Consider the following 21,051-nt stretch of genomic DNA (forward strand, 5'->3'; position numbering starts at 1 on the left):
GGTCGACGTGCTGTGGGCGATGCTGCGTGACAAGAGGCTCTTCACCTCCGCCCCGCCGGTCACGCAGACGGCTTGACACGATCATTGAGATTCTCCTTGCGGTCGCTGGATACTGACGATGGGTCAGTCAAGCTCCGAAGCCTGCCGCAGCCCCCGGCGCCCCGCCGCGAAGTGCACTCGATCGAGTGAAGATCGGGCGCCGCGCCCGGAAGGTGGCCCCGGCCGTGCTCGACCGCCCGCCCGGCCCGCGACCGGGGCCCGTACCAGGCTCAGGAGATCCGCCGGATCCGTCGCACCGCGAGGAGCACCAGCAGCGCCGTCAGGGCGAGGAAGATCCCCGACTCGATCGCCTGGAAGGTCCAGAACCGGTCCGAGGGCTGGTACTCCATCACGTTGGTGTACGGCCCGGCGCCCATGCCGTGCTCGGCCATGCTCCGGGCGCAGTCGGCGGCGCGCGGATCGGTGGGCGGCGGGCAGCCGACGATGCCGTCGCTCAGCACGGTCTCCCCGGCGCCGTTGCGCACGATCTGGCTGAACACCCAGTCGCCGGACTGCCGGTTGGGGAGCAGTCCGCTGTCCGCCGCGTACGCCACCGTCTTCGCCGGCAGGAGGCTCGGCCGCACCAGGGTCTCGACCAGGGCACGTGCCGCGGCGAACGCGGCCAGCGAGATCCCCATCGCGGGCAGCACCTTGCGGCTCACCGTTCCCGCGTACACGCCGAGCGCCACCGCGAACAGCGCGTACGCGACCGGCGCGAAGCCCTGGACGTCGAAGAGGAGGTAGCCGAACCGCCCGGGCCCGGCGGCGGTCAGCGGTTGGAGCCACCAGGCCACGCCGAGCGCGTAGACCACCGCCAGCAGCACCGAAGTGCCGCCCACCAGGCCGAACTTGGTGAGCACCCAGTGTCGGCGGCTGATCCCCTGGGTCCACACCAGCCGGTGGGTGCCGTTCTCCACCTCGCGGGCGACCAGCGGGGCGCCGAAGAACAGCCCGGCCAGCACCGGCAGCAGCAGGAACAGGACGGCGGCGTAGAGCAGTCCCCCGTACTTGTTGTCGAAGCGCCGGGTGAGCCGTTCGCAGCCTCCGCCGTCCGGCGCCAGGGTCGCGTGGCCGAGCTTGCCGAGGCAGTCGGCGAGGCCGAGGTCGTGGAAGGTGCCGCGCATCGAGAGGCCGGTGGGCAGCATCACCGCGGCCAGTGCGGCCAGCGTGACGAGCGCCCAGAGGAGCTGCTTGCGGTGCTGGCGCCAGATGAGCCAGGTCATGCCGCCACCTCCGCGGTGGGCCGGGTGCCGCCCGCGCCCAGGTAGGCGAGGACGACCTTCTCCAGGGTGACCGGGAGGACGGTCCAGGCGTCCTCGTCCACCGGGCCGTCGGTGCGCACCAGCAGGGTGGACTGGCGCTCGGTGTGGCTGGCCTGGACGACCGAGGCCACACCGGGGATCGGGCCGCCGCCCACCCGGGGGCCGACCAGGGTGCGGTGCTCGGCCAGCAAGTCGTCCACCGCGCCGGTCAGTTGGACCCGTGCCGTGTCCAGCACCACCAGGTGGTCGCAGACCCGTTCCAGGTCGGCGATCAGGTGCGAGGAGAGCAGCACGGTGGTGCCGGTCTCGGCGACGGCGCCCATCAGCTCCTGCATGAAGGTGTGCCGGGCGAGGGGATCGAGCGCGGCCACCGGTTCGTCCAGCAGTAACAGCCTGGGCTGTTTGGCGAGCGCCAACGCCAGCGCCACCTGGGCGCGTTGGCCGCCGGACATCCGGCCGACCGGCTTGTCGAGCGGGATGTCCAGGCGGGCCAGCCGGTCGCGGGCGACGGCGGCCTCCCAGCGGCGGTTGAGCTTGCCGCCCATGGTGATCAGCTCTTCGCCGGTGAAGTCCGGGTAGAGCGGGGTGTCCTGGGCGACGAAACCGATCCCGGCCAGTGCCTCGACGCCCTGCCGGGGGTCGTGCCCGAACACCCGGACCTCGCCGGCGTCCGGCTCCAGCAGGCCGACGGCCAGGTGCAGCAGGGTGGACTTGCCCGCCCCGTTCGGGCCGACCAGCGCGGCGATCCGCCCGGCCGGGAGCCGGAGCGAGCAGCCCTCCAGCGCCCAGGACCTGCCGTAGCGCTTGCCCAGCCCGCGCGCCTCCAGCGCGACTGTCTCCCGTGGTTCCAGGGCGACTTCTGTCATGTTTTCCCCCCATGGAGTGTGGCCCGCACCGTGGTGTCGATCAGTGCGGCGATGTCCTCGTGGGCGAGCCCGGCGGCCTCGGCCTTGCGCAGCCAGACCACCAGGTCCGCGCGCAGCTCGGCCTGGTTGGCCAGCGAGGGGCCGGCCAGCGTGCCGACCAGGAAGGTCCCGACGCCGGGCCGCCCCTCGGCGAGCCCCTCCAACTCCAGTTCCCGGTAGGCCTTGAGGACGGTGTTGGGGTTGATCGCCAGGGCGCGTGCCACCTCGCGGACCTTCGGCAGCTGGTCGCCGGGCCGGGCCAGGCCGACCCGCAGGGCCTGCTTCACCTGGAGCACGAGCTGCATGTAGGTGGCAACCCGGGAGCGGCCGTCGAGCACGAACTCGATCACTACTTGTTCTCCTGTCTTATGACAGTAAGACAGGATGGGCGTGCAGAGGTCAAGTCGTCAACCGGGAACAGTTGTTGGCGACGGATCGGAGGTGCACGGAGGGGCGGCCGGTCCCGCCGGTGTGGTCAGGCCAGTGTCAGCCGGTCGCCGACCCGCAGGCGGCCCGGGGTGGCGACCTCGGCGAGGGCGTCGAGCCGGCCGTCGTGGGCGTGCACGACGGCCTTGAGGATCTCGGGCGCGTGCGGCAGGCCGGGCTGCGCGGCGCCGGTCATCGAGCAGCGTTCGCTGGAGGTGACGAAGGAGAGCCGGGCGCTGTCCGGGGCCTCGCCCCGGGCCTGGCGGCCCAGCCAGGCGTCCTCGATGAACGGCGGGGTGCCGGGCGGGGTGCGCAGGAGGATGTTGGGGCGGAACCGGCGCTCGTCGACCGCGACGAAGGGCACGGCCTCGCCGACCCACTCCAGGGTGGCGGTGCTGAGCACGCTGACCGGCAGCTGGTCGAAGTGCGAGACGGCGTCCTCGCGGGCCAGCTCGACGTCGTCGAGCTGGAGGTAGGCGCGCAGGAACGCGTTGGGCCGCTCGACCGGGCGGCCGAGCGGGTCGAACAGTTCGGGCCCGTCGATCCGGCGGCCGAGCCGGGAGGAGAGGCGGAGCAGGCCGTCCATCCGGCGGAAGCGGCGGGTGGTCTTGCCCGAGCCGAGCTTCCCGGCCGCGTCGCGGACGGCGTAGAGACGGTCTCCGGCCAGGCCGCGCTCATCCACGTCGACGGAGTCGAGCCGCTCGCCCCCGGTGGATTTCACGGGGTAGCGCCAGATCCGCTCGATCACTCCGATGATCTCAGCCATGGCCGGAAAGCGTACTGGCGTTGACGGGGGATGGTCTAGACCAAGTGTGAAGAGGTTACTCGTGGGTTCAGCCGAGCCGGGCCACCGCCCGCACGGGCGCGCCGTCCGCCGCGACCAGCCGCAGCGGGAACAGCGAGACCTCGACCGGCAGACCCGCCTCCTGGGCCGCCAGCAGCGGCCGCAGGTCGGTCAGGTTCTCGGCGATCACCCCGCCGCCGGGCGCCCCCAGCAGCACCCGGTGGGCGGCGAGCGAGGGTTCGTCGGCGGTGGCCTGGTCGTGCTCGTCGGTGAGGTCGGCGAGCAGGGCGGCCACCGCCGGGTCGCCCGGGCCCGGGTCGGGGGTCGGATCGACGCTGAGCGCGTCCACCCCGACCGTCCGCACCCCGGCGGCGACGATCGCCTCGGCGGCGGCCGGGGTCAGGCTGGGGTGGGCGAGGTAGGTGTCGGTGCCCCAGTGCCGGGCCCAGCCGGTGGCCAGCAGCAGGACGGTGCCCTCGGCGGCCCGCTCCAGCGCCGGCGCCAGCAGCTCGGGGGTCACGGCCGCCCGGGGCTCCAGCCCGCGCAGGTCGGCGACCACGGCCGGGCCGGTGAACCGCTCCAGCGGCAGCCCGTCCAGGGTCGGCCAGGTGACGTCCACGTGGTACGGGGCGTCCACGTGCGTCCCGGACTGCGAGCCGAGGTGCAGGGCCAGCACGTTCACCCCGGCGGTGGCCGTGGTGAGCGCGGGCTCCAGCAGGACGGCCGGATCGCCGGGGTAGACCGGCATCGCGGTGGTCACCTGATGGGTGAGGTCGACGAGGGTCGCTGGCATGGCCCCATCCTCCCAGGGGCCGGTGGGTTCCGGACCCTCCCGGTCCGCCCGGGCCGAACGCGCGGATGGAGCCGGGACAGAATTGACCCATGGGAACTGCGAAGCGTCAGCCGTGGGTGGTCGGGGTCTCGGGAGCGTCGGGGACGCCGTACGCGGCCTCGGTGATCCGCGCCTTGCTGGCGGCCGGCGAAGCGGTGGACCTGATCGTCAGCCGCGCCGCCCGGCTGACCATCCTGGACGAGACCGGCATCTCCTTCCGGGACGCCCACTGGACCACCGACCTCGCCGCCTGGCTGGGGACGGACCAGAGCCTCGACGACGTCCGCTACTGGCCCGCCGGGGACTTCGCGGCCGGCCCGTCCAGCGGGTCCTACCCCGCCAAGGGCATGCTCGTGGTGCCCGCGACCACCGGCGCGGTGGCCGGGATCGCGCTGGGCCTCAGCAAGGACCTGCTGCAGAGGGTCGCCAGCGTCACCCTCAAGGAGCGCCGCCCGCTCGTCGTCTGCGTCCGCGAGACACCACTCAACGGGGTGACGTTGAAGCACTTGGTGGAGCTCGACGCACAGGGGGCGGTCGTGCTGCCCGCGTCCCCCGGCTTCTACGCCGGCGGCTCCACCGTCCGCGAGCTGGTGGATTTCGTGGCAGGACGGGTGCTGGACGCCGTCGGCGTGCCGCATTCCCTGTACCTGCGCTGGGAAGGGGAGTTGGGAGCGGCCGCCCGCAAGACGGCCGAAGGCGACGGCGCTCGGCCTGAGGGGGAGTAAGGAGACCGAGGGCGGGAGAGTATCTTCTCTGCGATATCCGGGTCGGTCGGCGCACGGCGCCTTTGAATCCGGATAATGATCTGTGGGTCTGGTGAGCTTCGGAAGGACGCGGACGGTATATGGACACGGTGGACAGACAGCTCATCCAGGCGCTCCGGGAAAACGGCCGCGCGTCCTACGCCGAGTTGGGCCGGCTGGTCGGGCTCTCCGGCCCGAGCGTCACCGACCGGATCAACCGCCTGGAGCAGGCCGGGGTCATCACCGGCTACCGGGCGACGGTCAACCCGGCCTCGCTGGGCTTCGGCGTCACGGCCCTGATCGGCCTTCAGCTCACCGACGCCGCCGACCACGAGGACGTGGCGTTCCGCCTGAAGGACCTCAACGAGGTCGAGGACTGCTGGTTCATCGCCGGCGACGACTCCTACATGCTCAAGGTCCGGGTGGCCGACGTGGCCGGCCTGGAGTCGGTGGTCAAGCGGATCTCGGGCACGAAGGGCGTGGCCAGGACCCGCACCACCGTCGTACTCTCCACGAAGTGGGAGAACCGGGTGAGTGAACTCCCTCCTGTAGGAGAGTGACGCATGGCACTGGTCGGTCTGGAGGAACTGCGCGCCGCGCGGCAGCGGATCGCGGGGGTCGCCGTGCGCACCCCGCTGGTCCCCGCCCCCTGGGCGGCCGAGGGCGAGCGGCGGCTGTGGCTGAAGCCCGAGAACCTCCAGCCGACCGGGGCCTTCAAGACCCGCGGCGCCTACAACCGGCTCGCCGCGCTCACCGAGGACGAGCGGGCCCGCGGCGTGGTCGCCCAGTCCAGCGGCAACCACGCGCAGGCGGTCGCGTACGCGGCCCGGACGCTGGGCGTCAAGGCCGTGATCGTGATGCCGGACACCTCGCCCGCGGTGAAGGTGGACGCCACTCGCTCGTTCGGCGCCGAGGTGGTCCTGGTCCCGCCGCAGGAGCGGGACACCCTGCCCGGGGAGCTGGCCGAGAAGCACGGCTACGTCTGGGTGCCGCCGTACGACGACCCGTTCATCATCGCGGGCCAGGGCACGGTCGGCCTGGAGATCGCCGAGGACGCCCCGGCCGAGCTGGACACCGTCCTGGTGCCGGTCAGCGGCGGCGGACTGATCGGCGGCACGGCGGCCGCGCTCAAGCTCACCCGCCCGGGCATCCGGGTGGTCGGCGTGGAGCCCGAGCTGGCCGCCGACGCCCGGGCCAGCCTGCGGGCGGGCCGCCGGGTCGAGTGGCCGGTCGCCGACACCTACCGGACCATCGCGGACGGGCTGCGCACCCCCTCCCTGGGCGTGCTGCCGTTCGAGCACGTCACCGCCTACGTCGACGACATCGTCACCGTCACCGAGGACGAGATCCGCGAGACGGTGGCCGTGCTGGCCCGCCGGGGCCGACTGGTCGCCGAGCCCTCCGGGGCGGTCGCCCCGGCCGCCTACTTCCACCGCGCCGCCGAGACCGGGGGCCAGACGGTGGCGGCCGTGGTCAGCGGCGGGAACATCGACCCGGCACTACTCGCCGAGCTGCTCTCGGCATAGGCGTAACCTCGTCTCCGGCAACGAATCGAATGTCGGAGGAGGCGGGGCACCGCATGGACGCAGGGCTCAAGCGCGAGCTGGAGGCGAAGGTCTACGCGGGTGAGCGGCTGACCCGCGAGGACGGGATCGCGCTCTACGAGAGCGACGACCTGGCCTGGCTGGGCGGGCTGGCCCACCACGTGCGGACGCAGAAGAACGGCGACGTCGTCCACTTCAACGTCAACCGCCACCTCAACATGACCAACGTGTGCAACGCGTCCTGCGCGTACTGCTCGTTCCAGCGCAAGCCAGGCGAGAAGGACGCGTACACGATGCGCATCGAGGAGGCCGTCCGCCTCGCCAAGGCGATGGAGGTCGAGTCCCTCACCGAGCTGCACATCGTGAACGGCCTGCACCCGACCCTGCCGTGGCGCTACTACCCGCGCTCGCTGCGGGAGCTGAAGGCGGCCCTGCCGAACGTCTCGCTGAAGGCCTTCACCGCCACCGAGATCCACTGGTTCGAGAAGATCAGCGGCCTGTCCGCCGACGAGATCATGGACGAGCTGATCGACGCCGGCCTGGAGTCGCTGACCGGCGGCGGCGCGGAGATCTTCGACTGGGAGGTCCGCCAGCACATCGTCGACCACGACACCCACTGGGAGGACTGGTCGCGGATCCACCGCCTCGCGCACAGCAAGGGCCTCAAGACGCCGGCCACCATGCTGTACGGCCACATCGAGGAGCCCCGCCACCGGGTGGACCACGTGCTGCGGCTGCGGGAGCTCCAGGACGAGACCGGCGGCTTCCAGGTCTTCATCCCGCTGCGCTACCAGCACGACTTCCACGACTCCAAGGACGGCGTCGTGCGCAACAAGCTGATGGCCCGCACCGAGATGGCCACCGGCGCCGAGGCGCTGAAGACCTTCGCCGTCTCCCGGCTGCTCTTCGACAACGTCCCGCACGTCAAGGTCTTCTGGGTGATGCACGGCGTCACCACCGCCCAGCTGGCGCTCAGCCACGGTGCGGACGACATGGACGGCTCGGTGGTCGAGTACAAGATCACCCACGACGCGGACAACTTCGGCACCCCGAACAAGCTCGGCCGCGACGACCTGCTCGGCCTGATCCGGGACGCCGGCTTCCGCCCGGTGGAGCGCAACACCCGCTACGAGATCATCCGCGAGTACGACGGGCCGGACCTGACGCGCCGTGAGTCGCCGCAGGCCATGCGCCTCTGACCCGCCTGACGTCCCCGCCGCCCGGGCCGCTCTCCGGCCCGGGCGGCGGTTGTCTTCACGGCCTCCGCACGGGGGGCGGGTTTACCAACGGGTACGGCGTTTGGCAGGATCGAAGGCATGTCCGGTTCTGATCGTGCCACCGCGTACCCGTCGCACCAGCCGATGCAGGAGCCGGGGGACCTGATGCCACCGCAGCAGTACGAGAGCTCCCCGCTCTACCAGCAGCAGGTCCAGCAGGGCTACCACTACGGCGATTACCAGCCGTACCGGCAGGCCCCTGACGGGTACTCCGAGACGTACGACCAGCCGGTCCCGCCGTACCGGCCCGAGCCGGAACCCCTCCGGTACCAGGACGCACCCGGCTACGAGGCCGAGTCGGTCTACGCCGCCGAACCCGCGTACGCGCCCGAGCCGGCCCTGACGGCGCCCGAGCCCGTGGTGCTCGCCGCCGCCCCGGTGGAGGGTGGCCGGTCGGCCGCCCGGGGCCGGAGGCGCAAGGCCAAGCAGAAACGTCACGGCAAGGCGATGATGGCGGGCACCGCCCTGCTGGTCGCCGCCACCGCCGGGTGGTACGCCGTCGGCCAGGACGACGCCAAGCCCGGCATCGCCGCCGCCGACGGGCCCGGCCCGGAGGGCGTCAGCAAGCCCGACCAGCCCGGCCCGAACCCCGCCGCCGCCCAGGCCGCCTCCGACCGGCAGTCCGCGGCCCCGGCCGCCGCCCGCGGCCAGGCCCGCCAGGACGGCTCGGTCGCCGCGATACCCGGCCTCGGCGCGGCCTTCACCGCGAAGATCCCCGCCGAGACCACCCAGGTCGTGGTCGCCTCCGGCCAGGACAAGAACACCGACAAGAACACCGTCACCCTCTGGACCCGCACCCCCGAGGGCCGCTGGCTGGCCGGCGAGACCTGGCAGGGCCACAACGGCAAGAACGGCTGGACCACCGACCACAACGAGGGCGACCTGCGCAGCCCGATCGGCGTCTTCAGCCTCACCGACGCGGGCGGGCGCCTGGCGGACCCGGGCAGCAAGCTCCCGTACGACAAGGACCCGAGCTTCGTGGTCTCCGGCACGGGCTTCTTCGGCGACCAGCTGGCCGGCTCCTTCGACTACGTGGTCGCGATCAACTACAACCGCGTCGCCGGCAACTCCCCGCTCGACCCGCGCCGCCCGATGGGCTCCAAGAAGGGCGGCGGCATCTGGCTCCACGTGGACCACGACGGCCCGACCCACGGCTGCGTGTCGATCCCCGAGGACAAGATGGCCCAGCTGATCCGCACCCTGGACCCGGCCGCCCACCCGGTCATCGTGATGGGCGACGCGCCGACACTGGCCGCCTGACCTCGGCCGGAGCGGGGCCCAGACGCCGCAACGCCCCTTGTCGATCCCCTACAGATCGCGGGGGCGGATCCTGTCACCGGTCGTACCCAGCCGACCCGCCGGTAACGCGGTTCCATGGCAGCATGAGCGGTTCGCGCATTGTGGCACTCGGCCACTACCAGCCCCCCAAGGTCCTCAGCAACGACGACCTGGCGGCACTCGTCGACACCGACGACGAGTGGATCCGCACCCGCGTGGGCATCCGCACCCGGCACATCGCCGAGGGCGAGAGCCTGGTCGACATGGCCACCGAGGCGGCGCAGAAGGCGCTCGCCAACGGCGGCCGGACGGCGGCGGAGATCGACCTCGTCGTGGTCGCCACCTGCACCGCGATCGAGCGCAGCCCCAACACCGCCGCCGCGGTGGCCGCCCGGCTCGGCGTGCGCTCGCCCGCCGCGTACGACGTCAACACGGTCTGCTCCGGCTTCTCCTACGCCCTGGCCACCGCCGACCACGCGATCCGGGCCGGCTCGGCCCGCCGCGCGCTGGTGATCGGCGCCGAGCGGATGTCCGACACGCTCGACTGGACCGACCGCTCCACCTGCGTGATCTTCGCCGACGGCGCGGGCGCCGCGCTGGTCGAGGCCCAGGAGGACGGCGCGGAGCCCGGCATCGGCCCGGTGGTCTGGGGCTCCGAGCCCGAGCGGGGCGACGCCGTGGTGATCACCGGCTGGGACCCGGTGATCAGCCAGCAGGGCCAGTCCGTCTTCCGCTGGGCCACCACCCAGCTCGCCCCGCTGGCCCGGCAGGCCTGCGAGCGGGCCGGGATCGACCCGGCCGAGCTGAGGGGCTTCGTGCCCCACCAGGCCAACCTGCGGATCATCGACGCGATCGCCGGCAAGCTGGGCCTCGCCGAGGACGCGGTGGTCGCCCGGGACGTCGTCGACTCCGGCAACACCTCGGCCGCCTCGATCCCGCTGGCCTTCTCCAAGCTGGTCGAGCGCGGCGAGCTCTCGCCCGGCGACCCGGTGCTGCTCTTCGGCTTCGGCGGCGGCCTGGCCTACGCCGGGCAGGTCGTGCGCTGCCCCTGACCGGCTGACCGGCTGACCGACCGACCGGCCGACTGACTGACTGACCGGCTGACCGGCTGACCGACCGGCCGACTGACTGACTGACCGGCTGACCGAAGACCGACTGACCAGCCGACTGATCGGCTGACCGACTGAGCGAAGACCGACCCGGGCCCGGGTGCGCGACGGGCCCGGGAGACCGGACATGCCGGTGGGCGGGCACCCCGCGAGGGGGCCCGCCCACCGGCATGTCGGGCGCGCGTACGGCACGTCGGCGGACCTCCCCCGAGGACACGGCCGCCGTCCGTCGTTCCCCGGACAGGAGGCCGGGGCCGCGCGCGGAGCGGATGGTGGGTCGGAGGACGGTCCTACTTGGGCGCCTTCTTGCCGGTGACACCCAGGTACACCAGGGGAGCGAGGTTGGGCTTGAGGTCCTTGACCTTGACGCCCCAGGAGGTGAAGGCCTTCTGGTGCTCGGCCGCCGATGCCAGCAGCGAGACCAGGGCCCCGGCCACGGCGTTCGGGTCGAGCGACTTGTCGGCCTGACCCTTCGCCTGGAGTTCCTTGACGGCCTCGGCGAGCGGCTTGGCCACCGCGTTGAGGACCGTCATGCGGATCTTGAAGAACCGCTTGTCCCCTTCGGCGGCACCGAGCGTGACCACTCGGAGAATGGCGTCGTTCTTGCGCCAGAAGGCGAGGAATCCGTCGACCAGTTCTTCCGAAGTGGTCGGTCCGGACTTCCCTGCCCAGGACTTTCCGGCCACCAGCTCTTTGAGCTGGTCGGCGTCCTTGGCCATTTCCTCGGCGATTTCGAGGACGGCGCCCTCGACATCCGGGAAGTACTGGTAGAAGGTCGCGGGGGAGGTACCCGCCATACGGGCGACGTCGATGACCTTGACGTCCCGATAGGGCGACGTGCTGAGCATCTCGCGGAGGCAATCGAGCAGCTTCTGCCGCGTCTCCTGTCCGCGTCGCCCGGCGACGCGACCGTCGACGGTGCGAACTTGTCCTGTCATGCCGTCAGCTTACCGTGGCACGATCTTGGCGCGATTCGGTGATGCGACTATTACTCCGCACGGGGGGCTGGTTTAGCGCCGCGAACCACTTCGGACGGATATTCACCGGGCTTCGATGCCCATCTTGTAGCCCCCCCGTATGCCTTTGATCTCACAGCGTGACGGCGAGTCCGCTGAGGGGTGGTCGGGTAACGCAGCGTGACGGAGGGTGGAGGGGGCGGAGCCGTCCGGAACCAGCCGTCGTCCCGGCCCGGACGGCGGCTCCGGTCGCCCGGGGGAGGTTGGATATGCGCGGGACTGCATTGGAGAATCGGGTCCGGCACCACGCGGCGGGTGCGGACAACGGGGAGGTGGCAGCGGAGTGGACCAGCTGACGGCGCACGATCCGAGGCGGATCGGGCCCTTCGAGGTGCTGGGGCGGCTCGGCGCGGGCGGGATGGGGCTGGTCTACCTGGCGCGGTCCGCGGCGGGTCGGCGGGTGGCCATCAAGACCGTGCGGGGTGAGCTGGCCGAGGACGAGCTGTTCCGGGTCCGCTTCGCCCGGGAGATCGCGGCCGCCAAGACGGTCGGCGGCTTCTACACGGCGGCCGTGGTGGACGCGGACGCCGACGCCCGGGTGCCCTGGCTGGCCACCGCCTACATCCCGGCCCCCTCGCTGGAGGACCTGGTCGAGGACTGCGGCCCGCTGCCGGTGGAGGCCACCCGCTGGCTGGTCGCCGGCATCGCGGAGGCCCTCCAGTCCATCCACGCGGCCGGGCTGATCCACCGGGACCTGAAGCCCTCCAACGTCCTGGTGGTCGAGGACGGCCCGAAGGTGATCGACTTCGGCATCGCGGCCGGCGTGTCGAGCACCCGGCTCACCATGACCAACGTCGCGGTCGGCACCCCGGCGTACATGTCCCCCGAGCAGGCCCGCGACAGCCGCAACGTGCGCGGCGCCAGTGACGTCTTCTCGCTCGGCTCGCTGATGGTCTTCTGCGCCACCGGGCACCCGCCCTACCGGGGCTCCAACCCGGTCGAGACGGTGTTCCAGCTGCTGCGCGAGGAGCCGGACCTGACCGGCATGCCGCCCGAGCTGATGGACCTGGTCCGGGCCTGCATGCAGCAGGCGCCCGAGCACCGGCCCACCCCGGCGCAGATCCAGGCCGAGCTGGCCCCGCACCTGTTCTCCCGGGACGACGCCACCGGCGAGGCCGGGGACTGGCTGCCGGCCAACGCGCTGGAGCTGATCGAGCGCAAGCGCGGCCGCCGGCCGGTCGCGGCGCCGTCCCGCCCGGCGCTGCCGCCGCAGCCGCCCGTGCCGCCGCAGGTGCCGCCCGCGCACGTCCCCTCGCAGCACTTCGGCGCGGCCGACCCGCGCACCAACCCGGGGCGGCACGCGCAGCCGCCGGCCGGGCCGGTGCACAGCCTGCCGCGCTCGGGCGCGGCCTCGGACGCCGAGATCCCGACCGCGAAGATCGCCTCCCCGAACAAGCACCGGGCGCCGACCGGCGGCGCCGTCGAGGTGCGGCTGTCCGGAGCCTCGGTGCGGATAGGCCCCGGGCCCCGGGCCGAGTACGAGCAGCCCGGCCCGGACACCGCCCCGGCCACGACCGACTGGGTCCGCCGGGCCCCCACCCCGCCGCCCGCCCCGGTGGCCCGCTGGCGCCCCTGGCGGTTCCGGATGTCCAACGACGTCTGGGGCACCCCGGTCGTCGCCGACGGCACGCTCTTCGTCTCCAGCTTCGAGGTGCACGCGCTGGACATCGCCTCCGGCGAGCGCCGCTACAAGACCCGGGACGTCGCCTGGGCGCTCGCGGTGGACGCCGGCCGGGCGCACGCCGCGGACGGCCCGCACCTGTACACCGTGGACGCCGCGGACGGCACCGAGCGCTGGCGCACCTCGCTGGACGGCTGGGTCTACTCGCTCTCCGCCGCCGACGGGGTGCTCTGCTGCGGGATCCGGGGCGGCGGCGTCCAGCTCCGCTCGGCGGCCAACGGCGCCGAGCTGTGGCGCGCCGACGACGCCCAGCAGGAGTACGAGAACCCCCAGTCCGGCCCGGTCCTGGTGGGCGGCGCCGCCTACTACTACGGCGCCGGACGGCTGCGCTGCGTCGACCCGCGCGGCGCGGGCCTGCGCTGGTCCTTCCCGGTCGGCGAGGACGTGCCCTCGCACCCGGTCGAGCGCGGCGGCGTGCTGTACGTGTCGGCCGGCACCCGGGTGTACGCGCTGGACGCGGCCAGCGGGGCCGAGCGCTGGCGCTTCGACGCCCCGGTGGTGCTGTTCACCCCGCCCGCCCTGGACGCCGACGCGGTCTACGTGGCCGACTACCTGGGCACGGTCTACGCGCTGGACGCGGCCACCGGCCTGGACCGCTGGCGCGGGGTCACCGGCCGCCGCCAGGGCGCCGACCCGGTGGTGGTCTCGGACGGCATGGTGCTGGTCGGCAACGGCGAGGTGCTGTACGCCTTCGAGGCGGCCACCGGCCGGGAGCGCTGGCGCTACACCGCCCGCGGCGAGATCGTCGGCTCCCCGGCGGTGGCCGACGGCCTGGTGCACCTGGGCAGCCGGGACCACTCGCTGCACACCCTCGACCTGGCGAGCGGTCAGCTGCGCTGGGAGCTCGGCACCAAGGGCGAGCTCACCGGCTCGCCGGTGGCGGTCGGCGGCCGGGTCTTCGTCGGCTCCAAGGACCGCTGCGTGTACGCGCTGGACGCCTTCTACGGAACGGCGGTGCCCGCCCGCTGAACCGCGGGGCGGACACCGCCGTGGCGGCCGGCCGGGGCCTCGGGGCCCTACCGGCCGTGGTCGGTCAGGCCTTGCGGGCCCCGGGGTGGCGGCCGCACCAGCCCTCCCACGCGGAGGAGACCATCTCCGTCACGTCGTGACGGGCGGTCCAGCCCAGCTCGCGGTGGATCAGGTCGGCGGAGGCCACCACCCGGGCCGGGTCGCCGGGGCGGCGCGGGGTCACCTCGGCGGCGGTGTCGTAGCCGGTGACCTTGCCGATCACCTCCAGCATCTCCTTGACGCTGACGCCCTCGCCGCGGCCGATGTTCAGCACCAGGGAGGTCGCGCCGACGGGGTCGGCGGCCATCCGCTTGGCGGCCGCCACGTGGGCCGAGGCGATGTCGGAGACGTGGATGAAGTCGCGCACGCAGGTGCCGTCCGCGGTCGGGTAGTCGTCACCGAAGATCCGCGGGGCCTGGCCGGCGGTGAGCCGCTCGAAGACCATCGGGATCAGGTTGAACACCCCGGCGTCGGAGAGCTCGGGGGAGGCGGCGCCGGCCACGTTGAAGTAGCGCAGGGCCACCGTGGACATGCCGTGGGCCTTGCCGGCCGCGGCGACCAGCCACTCGCCGGCCAGCTTGGTCTCGCCGTACGGGCTCATCGGGGCGCAGGGCGTGGACTCGGTGACCAGGTCGACGTCCGGCATGCCGTAGACGGCGGCGGAGGAGGAGAAGAGGAAGCGCTTCACCCCGCCCTCGGCGGCGGCCTCCAGGACGGTCTGGAGGCCGATCATGTTCTCGCGGTAGTACAGGAACGGCTGCTCGACCGACTCGCCGACCTGCTTCTTGGCGGCGAAGTGCAGGACGCCCTCGACGCCGTGCTCGCGGATCGCGGCGTCCAGGGCGGCGCGGTCCAGGGTGGAGCCCTCGATCAGGGGCACGCCGGCGGGCAGCCGGGAGGCGTCGCCCGTGCTGAGGTCGTCCAGGACGGCGACGCGCTCTCCGGCGTCGAGCAGCTGTCGGACGACGTGTCCGCCGATGTATCCGGCACCGCCGGTGATCAACCAAGTCATGTGCCGATCCTAGGCGTTCGGATTTGTCTCGTTTCCCCTCGGGCGAGTCGAACAGGCAATTCGGACAAAGTGGTGAAAAGCTGACAAAGATTTCCGTGCTCCCACACCCGCGCCCCAGGCGTGGTGACGAATCGGAGGCAGCCAGGTGAGCCGTCACAAGGAACCAGCCCGCCCCCTGCCGACCGGGCCGCGGCCGACCGGACCGAGGGCGGTGGCCGGGCGGCTGCCGGCGGCGGTCCCGGTCGCGCTGGCGGCCGCGCTGGCGCTGGCCGGGTGCAGCAGCGGCTCGCCCACCTCCTCCTCGGCCGTCACCACCGGCTCGCCCGCCGCCTCCGGCTCCGCGCAGGCCCCCTCGACGCCCGACTCGCCGAACGGTGCGACCCAGCTCCAGGACGCCTACCAGACGGTGATCACCAACGTGCTGCCCTCCGTGGTGCAGATCACCACCGGCAACAGCCTCGGCTCCGGGATCGTCTACGACGACAAGGGCGACATCGTCACCAACGCCCACGTGATCGGCTCGGCGACCAGCTTCACCGTGACCCTCGCCAACAGCACCACGGCGCTGGACGCCGGCCTGGTCGCCAGCTACCCCGACTCCGACCTCGCGGTGATCCGGCTGAGCAACCCGCCGAGCGGCCTCAAGCCGGCCAGCTTCGCCGATTCGAGCAAGGTCCAGCTCGGCCAGATCACCCTGGCCATGGGCAGCCCGCTCGGGCTCTCCAGCAGCGTCACCCAGGGCATCGTCTCGGCCACCGGGCGGACCGTCTCCGAGCCCCAGGGCCCCGGCTCGCCGGGCGCCACCATCGGCAACATGGTGCAGACCTCGGCGGCGATCAACCCGGGCAACAGCGGCGGCGCGCTGGTCAACCTGGACAGCAAGGTGATCGGCATCAACACGCTCGCCGCGACCGAGCCGCAGTCCAACGGCGCCTCCGCCCCCGGCATCGGCTTCGCCATCCCGTCGTCCACCATCACCAACATCGCCGACCAGCTGATCAAGCAGGGCAAGGTCACCAACTCGGGCCGGGCCGCGCTCGGCATCACCGCCCGGACCGCCTTCAACCAGCAGTTCCAGCCGGCCGGCGCGGTCATCGTGGCGGTCACCCCGGGCGGGGCGGCGGCCTCGGCGGGCCTCCAGGCGGGCGACGTCATCACCAGGATCGGCGACACCCCGGTCGACTCGCTGAACGCGCTCACCACCGCGCTCGCCTCGCTCACCCCGGGCGCCAAGGTCACCGTCGGCTACACCCGGGACGGCGCCGGCAAGACCGCCGACGTCACCCTGGGCGAGCTGCAGGGCGCCCAGAGCTCCCCCTGAGCCCCGGTACGGGCACACCGGGCCGCACGCCGCGCAAGGGTTCGGCGGGCCGGGTGCCCCACCGGACCGGCGCCGGGCCCCGTCCATCCCCGACGGGGCCCGGCGCCTTGCCGTGCCGTACGCCCGGCGCCCCCAGGGGGCCGGCTCAGCGGCGGGCGGTGCGGGTGCGCCAGGGCAGCTCGACGGTGACGGTCGTCGGGCCGCCGTCGGGGCTGTCCACCAGGAAGACCCCGTCCACCGCGCGGATGCGCTCGGCCAGCCCGGCCAGCCCGCTGCCCGGGTAGGGGGCCGCGCCGCCCTTGCCGTCGTCCTGGACCAGCAACATCAGCTGGGCGTCCGAGCGCCACACCTCGACCGAGGCGGAGCGGGCGCCGGCGTGCTTGGAGACGTTGGTCAGCAGCTCGCTGACGGTGAAGTACGCGATGCCCTCGACCGCCGAGTCCGGGCGCTCGGGCTGTCCGTCCGGGCCGGACAGGTCGACGTTCACCCGGACGCCGCCAGGGACGGTGCAGCGGGCGGCGACCGAGGACAGCGCGGCGTCCAGGCCCCGGTCGGTGAGCACCGCCGGGTGGATGCCGCGGGCCAGGTCGCGCAGCTCCTGGAGGGCCAGCTTCACCTCGCCGTGCGCGTTGTCGACCATCTTCGTGGCGACGGCGATGTCGTCCTCGGTCTCCACCTCGCGCAGCCGCTCCTTGGCCATGCCGAGGTCCATCGCCAGCGCGACCAGCCGGGCCTGGGCGCCGTCGTGCAGGTCGCGCTCGATCCGGCGCAGATCGGCGGCGGCGGTGTCGACCACGGTGCCGCGGTCGTCCTCCAGCTCGCGCACCCGCTCCGCCAGGGCGCCGGGGAACAGCAGCGACTCGATCAGGATGCGGTCGACCGCGGCCAGCCCGCGGACCACCCAGGGCAGCACCGGCCAGAGCGCCACCATCGAGACCAGGGTCAGCGCGAAGCTCAGCACGCCCCAGGGCAGCATCAGCACGTTGTAGAGCGCCGAGCGCCAGTTCAGCAGGTCGGTGAGCTGGGCGATGGTGTAGCCGACCACCCCCGGGCGCCGGGGCTTCACCGGCTCCGGCTCGTCGATCCCGGAGCCGTAGGCCGACCGGGCCCGCCGCCGGCCCAGCGCGCCCAGGGAGCGCGAGACGGCCAGCCCGCCGGCCAGCAGCGGCAGGCCGATCACGGTGATCGACAGGCCCAGGCCGACCGCGAGCGTGGTGACGGCGAGCACGAAGCCGAAGATGCCGAGCGGCAGGTTGAGCAGCAGCCGACCCGCCTGGTGCCACATCCGGCGGCCGTACAGGGGCGGACGTTCCATCCGGGCGTCCTGCGCCTTGATGGCGTCCACGGCCTGGTGCAGCGGCTTCATGCGGATCTACCGTCCCTCGTCGTCGTGCGGCTGGACCAAGCTTCCCGAACGGCGGGCGGCGGGTGCCATGGGGGTGATACATCTTCCGGGCCGGGGGTTATCCCCACCCCCGGCCCGGTCGTCCGGGGTCCGCCCGGGACGTCCACCGGTCGTCTTGCGGATCGGGCGGGGGTCGAGTGGAGCGGATCGGTCCCCTTAGACTCACGCATTGGCCATGGTTAGGACCATGAGAGCAAACGTCGTAGAACTGTCCTGAGGGCGGGTTCACGGCCGAGGTGGAGGCGAAGGCATGGAGGGGCAGCACGCGGCTGCCGGCGCGGCCGACCCGGCGGTCGGCGGCGGCTACTTCGACGCGTACGCCGCGATGGGCCTGCTGGCCGTCGTCGGGGTGCTCTTCGTCGCCGTGGCGTTCACCGCCAACCGGCTGCTGCGACCGGTGGTCCACTCGCCCGAGAAGCTCCTCGCCTACGAGTGCGGCGTGGACCCGGTGGGCGACGACTGGGCGCACACCCAGATCCGCTACTACGTGTACGCCTTCCTGTACGTGATCTTCGCGGTGGACGCGATCTACCTGTTCCCCTGGGCGACCGTCTTCGCCTCCGCCGGGTACGGCGCCGGGACGCTGGTCGAGATGTTCCTGTTCATCGGCTTCCTCGCGGTCGGGCTGCTGTACGCCTGGAAGAAGGGCGTTCTGGAATGGACGTGACGCACTCCCACCCGCACGGCGCGCAGGACGGCCCGGTGCCGCTCGGCCTGCCGGACCCGGCGCACCCCGGCGCCGTCGAGCGCCGCGGCCTCGGGCCGCTGGCCCGGCTCGCGCCGGACCCGGTCAAGGTGGTGCTCAACTGGGGCCGCCGCTACAGCCTCTGGTGCTTCAACTTCGGGCTGGCCTGCTGCGCGATCGAGTTCATCGCCGCCTCCATGGCCAAGCACGACTTCATCCGGATGGGCGTCATCCCGTTCGCGCCCGGCCCCCGGCAGGCCGATCTGATGATCGTCTCCGGGACGGTCACCGACAAGATGGCGCCCGCCGTCAAGCGCCTCTACGAGCAGATGCCCGAGCCGAAGTACGTCATCTCCTTCGGCGCCTGCTCCAACTCCGGCGGGCCGTACTGGGACTCGTACTCGGTCACCAAGGGCGTGGACCAGATCATCCCGGTGGACGTCTACGTGCCCGGCTGCCCACCGCGGCCGGAGGCGCTGCTCCAGGGCATCCTCAAGCTCCAGGAGAAGATCGCCGCCGAGTCCCTCCCGGGCCGCTACACCGCGCCGCCGTCCGCGCTGCGGCGCCCGCTGGTGGCCGGCCCGTCCGGTGACGGGGGAGCGTCATGAGCGAGTACGGCGAGCGAACTGCCGAGCGGCTCACGGCCGAGCAGTACGCGGCGTCGGTCGGGGAGTGGGCGACCGGCGCCGAGGCGTACGGGCTGATCACCGTCGACGTTCCCGCCGAGCACTGGATCGAGGCGCTCACCAACGCCCGGGACGTCCTGGGCCTGGGCTTCTTCGACTGGCTGAGCGCCGTCGACGAGCTCGCCGAGGGCTTCTCCGTGGTCGCGCACCTGGCCGCCGCCGAGGCGCCGGGGGTGCGGCACCTCGCGCTGCGCACCCGGCTGCCGCGCGAGGGGGCGGCGCTGCCGACCGCCGTCGCGGTGTACGCGGGGGCCGCCTGGCACGAGCGCGAGACCCACGAGATGTTCGGCATCGACTTCCCCGGGCACCCCCACCTGGTCACCCTGCTGCTGCCGGACGGCTTCGAGGGGCACCCGCTGCGCAAGGAGTTCGTGCTCGCGGCGCGGGTCGCCAAGGACTGGCCGGGCGCCAAGGAGCCGGGCGAGTCGGACCACGGCGGCGGGCCGGCCCGGCGCAAGATGCAGCCGGCCGGTGTGCCGGACCCGAACGAGTGGGGGCCGCTCAAGGGCACCCTGCCGCCGGTCGCCGAGCGGCCGGCGCGCGGTGCGCGGGCGGCGGGGGCGGCGCGCGGGCCCCGGGCGGGTGCGGCCGGTGCGGCTCCTGGTGCTCCTGCGGCTCCGGCCGCCTCGGGTGCCTCGGGTGTCGAGGGTGCTCCGCCGCCGGTGCGGGCGGATCGGCCGCGGCGGACCCGGTCGGTGTCGGAGGGTTCGGCGAGCCAGGCTGCCGCCGGTGCGGCTCCCGCGGCTCCCGCGGCTCCCGCCGCCTCGGGTGCCTCGGGTGTCGAGGGTGCTCCGCCGGTGCGGGCGGATCGGCCGCGGCGGACCCGGTCGGTGTCGGAGGGGTCGGCGAGTCAGGCTGCCGCCGGTGCGGCTCCCGCCGCTCCCGCCACCTCGGGGGCCGAGGGCGCTCCGCCGGTACGGCCGCGCTCCTCCGACGCGCCCTGGCACAACCCGGTGCCCGCCCACGACGAGAAGCCGTCGGCGGAGAAGCCGTCGGAGGAGAAGCCCGTCGAGCAGCAGGACGACACCTCGGCCGCGGCGGCCGACCAGGACGGAGACGGTACGTGAACCTGCTCGACACGGTGCTGCGCTGCGTCGCCACCCTCGTCGTCTTCCTGGTCTTTCCCCTGGTCATCGGCCAGACCGAGCACAAGGTCATGGCGCACATGCAGGGCCGGCTCGGCCCGATGTACGCGGGTGGCTTCCACGGCTGGGCACAGCTCGTCGCGGACGGCGTGAAGTTCGCCCAGAAGGAGGACATCGTCCCGGCCGGGGCGGACCGCCGGGTCTTCCAGCTGGCGCCCGCCGTCTCGCTGCTGCCGTACCTCTTCGTGCTGCTGGCGATCCCGGTCGGCCCGAACGGCTTCGTGGGCCAGGCGATCGACGCCGGGCTGTTCTTCGTGCTGGCCGTGATGGGCGTCGGCGTGATCGGCAAGCTGATGGCCGGCTGGGCCTCGGCGAACAAGTTCTCGCTGCTCGGCGGCCTGCGCACGGCCGCCCAGCTGATGTCCTACGAGCTGCCGATGGTGCTGGCGGCGGCCTCGGTGGCGATGGCCGCCGGGACGCTCTCGCTGCCCGGGATCGTGGACGCCTGGGAGTGGTACTGGCTGCCCTGGCAGATCATCGGCGCGTTCGTCTTCTTCACGGCCGGCCTGGCCGAGCTCCAGCGCCCGCCGTTCGACATGCCGATCGCCGACTCGGAGATCATCTTCGGCGCGTACACCGAGTACACCGGGCTGCGCTTCGCGTTCTTCCTGCTCTCCGAGTACGTCGGCATCCTGGTGGTGTCGGCGCTGACGGCGGTGCTCTTCCTGGGCGGCTGGCACGGCCCGATGGCGGACCAGCTTGGCTGGCTCTGGATGATCCTCAAGACCTTCGCGCTGGCCTTCGTGGTCATCTGGCTGCGGGTCACCTACCCGCGTCTGCGCGAGGACCAGCTGATGCGCTTCGCGTGGACGGGGCTGATCCCGCTCGCGCTGGTCCAGCTGGCCCTCACCGGCATCATCAAGGTGGCGATCGCGTGAACGAGCGATGGGGGT

At 73.0% G+C, this 21,051-nt stretch carries 20 protein-coding genes; 12 read left to right on the forward strand and 8 right to left on the reverse strand.

The features are described from left to right. Nucleotides 1-269: 269 nt before the first annotated feature. From ACZ55U_RS00005 to ACZ55U_RS00025, 5 genes are all read right to left on the reverse strand, one after another. Nucleotides 270-1,262, reverse strand: a complete 993-nt coding sequence (locus ACZ55U_RS00005; protein WP_465520734.1) for an ABC transporter permease — start codon at nucleotides 1,260-1,262, stop codon at nucleotides 270-272. Continuing rightward, on the reverse strand, nucleotides 1,259-2,167 hold the full coding sequence (locus tag ACZ55U_RS00010) for an ABC transporter ATP-binding protein (protein WP_465520737.1): 909 nt from the start codon (nucleotides 2,165-2,167) through the stop codon (nucleotides 1,259-1,261). The genes ACZ55U_RS00005 and ACZ55U_RS00010 overlap by 4 nt, the downstream gene beginning before the upstream one ends. Continuing rightward, on the reverse strand, nucleotides 2,164-2,556 hold the full coding sequence (locus ACZ55U_RS00015; protein WP_465520739.1) for a GntR family transcriptional regulator: 393 nt from the start codon (nucleotides 2,554-2,556) through the stop codon (nucleotides 2,164-2,166). The genes ACZ55U_RS00010 and ACZ55U_RS00015 overlap by 4 nt, the downstream gene beginning before the upstream one ends. 125 nt (nucleotides 2,557-2,681) lie before the next feature. Continuing rightward, nucleotides 2,682-3,398: an MOSC domain-containing protein gene (locus tag ACZ55U_RS00020; protein ID WP_465520741.1), complete on the reverse strand. Its 717-nt coding sequence runs from the start codon at nucleotides 3,396-3,398 to the stop codon at nucleotides 2,682-2,684. A gap of 67 nt (nucleotides 3,399-3,465) precedes the next feature. Continuing rightward, complete coding sequence (locus ACZ55U_RS00025; protein WP_465520743.1) at nucleotides 3,466-4,209, reverse strand: cyclase family protein; 744 nt, start codon at nucleotides 4,207-4,209, stop codon at nucleotides 3,466-3,468. 89 nt (nucleotides 4,210-4,298) lie between these two features. Here ACZ55U_RS00025 and ACZ55U_RS00030 point away from each other — a divergent pair, with 89 nt between their 5' ends. The 6 genes from ACZ55U_RS00030 to ACZ55U_RS00055 all read left to right on the forward strand — a co-directional run bounded on the left by ACZ55U_RS00030 (nucleotide 4,299) and on the right by ACZ55U_RS00055 (nucleotide 10,142). After that, on the forward strand, nucleotides 4,299-4,973 hold the full coding sequence (locus ACZ55U_RS00030; RefSeq protein ID WP_465520745.1) for a UbiX family flavin prenyltransferase: 675 nt from the start codon (nucleotides 4,299-4,301) through the stop codon (nucleotides 4,971-4,973). A 119-nt stretch (nucleotides 4,974-5,092) separates the two neighbouring features. Further along, nucleotides 5,093-5,551 carry an Lrp/AsnC family transcriptional regulator gene (locus ACZ55U_RS00035; protein WP_030055719.1) on the forward strand — a complete coding sequence of 153 codons (459 nt, stop codon included), beginning with the start codon at nucleotides 5,093-5,095 and terminating at the stop codon, nucleotides 5,549-5,551. Between the two features lie 3 nt (nucleotides 5,552-5,554). Then, the gene (locus ACZ55U_RS00040) at nucleotides 5,555-6,517 is read left to right on the forward strand and encodes a threonine ammonia-lyase (protein ID WP_465520747.1); all 963 of its coding nucleotides are present in this window, start codon (nucleotides 5,555-5,557) and stop codon (nucleotides 6,515-6,517) included. Nucleotides 6,518-6,570: 53 nt separating this feature from the next. Beyond that, nucleotides 6,571-7,734 (forward strand): aminofutalosine synthase MqnE, encoded by a 1,164-nt coding sequence (gene mqnE, locus ACZ55U_RS00045; protein ID WP_465520749.1) that lies wholly within the window; start codon nucleotides 6,571-6,573, stop codon nucleotides 7,732-7,734. A 117-nt stretch (nucleotides 7,735-7,851) separates the two neighbouring features. Continuing rightward, nucleotides 7,852-9,072, forward strand: coding sequence for a L,D-transpeptidase family protein (locus ACZ55U_RS00050; protein WP_465520751.1), 1,221 nt, complete (start codon nucleotides 7,852-7,854; stop codon nucleotides 9,070-9,072). 122 nt (nucleotides 9,073-9,194) lie between these two features. Next, nucleotides 9,195-10,142, forward strand: coding sequence for a beta-ketoacyl-ACP synthase III (locus ACZ55U_RS00055; protein WP_465520753.1), 948 nt, complete (start codon nucleotides 9,195-9,197; stop codon nucleotides 10,140-10,142). Nucleotides 10,143-10,489: 347 nt separating this feature from the next. On the opposite strand, the gene ACZ55U_RS00060 is transcribed toward ACZ55U_RS00055, so the two are convergent. Further along, the gene (locus tag ACZ55U_RS00060) at nucleotides 10,490-11,137 is read right to left on the reverse strand and encodes a TetR family transcriptional regulator (RefSeq protein WP_224284690.1); all 648 of its coding nucleotides are present in this window, start codon (nucleotides 11,135-11,137) and stop codon (nucleotides 10,490-10,492) included. Between the two features lie 361 nt (nucleotides 11,138-11,498). Between ACZ55U_RS00060 and ACZ55U_RS00065 the strand changes: the two genes are divergently transcribed. Further along, nucleotides 11,499-13,865: an outer membrane protein assembly factor BamB family protein gene (locus ACZ55U_RS00065; RefSeq protein WP_465520755.1), complete on the forward strand. Its 2,367-nt coding sequence runs from the start codon at nucleotides 11,499-11,501 to the stop codon at nucleotides 13,863-13,865. 64 nt (nucleotides 13,866-13,929) lie between these two features. Here ACZ55U_RS00065 and galE read toward each other — a convergent pair whose 3' ends face one another. Continuing rightward, a complete protein-coding gene (gene galE / locus ACZ55U_RS00070) occupies nucleotides 13,930-14,916 on the reverse strand; it encodes a UDP-glucose 4-epimerase GalE (RefSeq protein ID WP_465520757.1) in 987 nt (328 codons plus the stop codon). A gap of 211 nt (nucleotides 14,917-15,127) precedes the next feature. On the opposite strand from galE, the gene ACZ55U_RS00075 reads away from it, so the two are divergent. Then, nucleotides 15,128-16,237 carry a S1C family serine protease gene (locus tag ACZ55U_RS00075; protein WP_465521239.1) on the forward strand — a complete coding sequence of 370 codons (1,110 nt, stop codon included), beginning with the start codon at nucleotides 15,128-15,130 and terminating at the stop codon, nucleotides 16,235-16,237. 145 nt (nucleotides 16,238-16,382) lie between these two features. Here the strand turns inward: ACZ55U_RS00075 and ACZ55U_RS00080 are convergent, their stop codons facing one another. Next, a complete protein-coding gene (locus tag ACZ55U_RS00080) occupies nucleotides 16,383-17,552 on the reverse strand; it encodes a sensor histidine kinase (RefSeq protein ID WP_465521241.1) in 1,170 nt (389 codons plus the stop codon). A gap of 340 nt (nucleotides 17,553-17,892) precedes the next feature. Here ACZ55U_RS00080 and ACZ55U_RS00085 point away from each other — a divergent pair, with 340 nt between their 5' ends. From ACZ55U_RS00085 to nuoH, 4 genes are read left to right on the forward strand one after another with little or no spacing between them, the layout of a single operon-like run. Then, nucleotides 17,893-18,309 carry an NADH-quinone oxidoreductase subunit A gene (locus ACZ55U_RS00085; protein ID WP_465520759.1) on the forward strand — a complete coding sequence of 139 codons (417 nt, stop codon included), beginning with the start codon at nucleotides 17,893-17,895 and terminating at the stop codon, nucleotides 18,307-18,309. Then, nucleotides 18,300-18,935 carry an NADH-quinone oxidoreductase subunit B gene (locus ACZ55U_RS00090; RefSeq protein ID WP_465520761.1) on the forward strand — a complete coding sequence of 212 codons (636 nt, stop codon included), beginning with the start codon at nucleotides 18,300-18,302 and terminating at the stop codon, nucleotides 18,933-18,935. The genes ACZ55U_RS00085 and ACZ55U_RS00090 overlap by 10 nt, the downstream gene beginning before the upstream one ends. Next, nucleotides 18,932-20,080: an NADH-quinone oxidoreductase subunit C gene (locus ACZ55U_RS00095; RefSeq protein WP_465520763.1), complete on the forward strand. Its 1,149-nt coding sequence runs from the start codon at nucleotides 18,932-18,934 to the stop codon at nucleotides 20,078-20,080. Before ACZ55U_RS00090 ends, ACZ55U_RS00095 begins: the two co-directional genes overlap by 4 nt. Beyond that, a complete protein-coding gene (gene nuoH, locus ACZ55U_RS00100) occupies nucleotides 20,077-21,036 on the forward strand; it encodes an NADH-quinone oxidoreductase subunit NuoH (protein ID WP_465520765.1) in 960 nt (319 codons plus the stop codon). Before ACZ55U_RS00095 ends, nuoH begins: the two co-directional genes overlap by 4 nt. Nucleotides 21,037-21,051 lie beyond the last annotated feature (15 nt).

Source organism: Kitasatospora sp. NPDC034533 (genome assembly GCF_055575155.1).

Bases quoted from the DNA above. Each gene is read 5' to 3' on its own strand.
- ACZ55U_RS00005 (WP_465520734.1), bottom strand. From the start codon at position 1,262: ATGACCTGGCTCATCTGGCGCCAGCACCGCAAGCAGCTCCTCTGGGCG.
- ACZ55U_RS00010 (WP_465520737.1), bottom strand. From the start codon at position 2,167: ATGACAGAAGTCGCCCTGGAACCACGGGAGACAGTCGCGCTGGAGGCG.
- ACZ55U_RS00020 (WP_465520741.1), bottom strand. From the start codon at position 3,398: ATGGCTGAGATCATCGGAGTGATCGAGCGGATCTGGCGCTACCCCGTG.
- ACZ55U_RS00025 (WP_465520743.1), bottom strand. From the start codon at position 4,209: ATGCCAGCGACCCTCGTCGACCTCACCCATCAGGTGACCACCGCGATG.
- ACZ55U_RS00030 (WP_465520745.1), top strand. From the start codon at position 4,299: ATGGGAACTGCGAAGCGTCAGCCGTGGGTGGTCGGGGTCTCGGGAGCG.
- ACZ55U_RS00035 (WP_030055719.1), top strand. From the start codon at position 5,093: ATGGACACGGTGGACAGACAGCTCATCCAGGCGCTCCGGGAAAACGGC.
- ACZ55U_RS00040 (WP_465520747.1), top strand. From the start codon at position 5,555: ATGGCACTGGTCGGTCTGGAGGAACTGCGCGCCGCGCGGCAGCGGATC.
- mqnE (WP_465520749.1), top strand. From the start codon at position 6,571: ATGGACGCAGGGCTCAAGCGCGAGCTGGAGGCGAAGGTCTACGCGGGT.
- ACZ55U_RS00050 (WP_465520751.1), top strand. From the start codon at position 7,852: ATGTCCGGTTCTGATCGTGCCACCGCGTACCCGTCGCACCAGCCGATG.
- ACZ55U_RS00055 (WP_465520753.1), top strand. From the start codon at position 9,195: ATGAGCGGTTCGCGCATTGTGGCACTCGGCCACTACCAGCCCCCCAAG.
- ACZ55U_RS00060 (WP_224284690.1), bottom strand. From the start codon at position 11,137: ATGACAGGACAAGTTCGCACCGTCGACGGTCGCGTCGCCGGGCGACGC.
- galE (WP_465520757.1), bottom strand. From the start codon at position 14,916: ATGACTTGGTTGATCACCGGCGGTGCCGGATACATCGGCGGACACGTC.
- ACZ55U_RS00080 (WP_465521241.1), bottom strand. From the start codon at position 17,552: ATGGAACGTCCGCCCCTGTACGGCCGCCGGATGTGGCACCAGGCGGGT.
- ACZ55U_RS00085 (WP_465520759.1), top strand. From the start codon at position 17,893: ATGGAGGGGCAGCACGCGGCTGCCGGCGCGGCCGACCCGGCGGTCGGC.
- ACZ55U_RS00090 (WP_465520761.1), top strand. From the start codon at position 18,300: ATGGACGTGACGCACTCCCACCCGCACGGCGCGCAGGACGGCCCGGTG.
- ACZ55U_RS00095 (WP_465520763.1), top strand. From the start codon at position 18,932: ATGAGCGAGTACGGCGAGCGAACTGCCGAGCGGCTCACGGCCGAGCAG.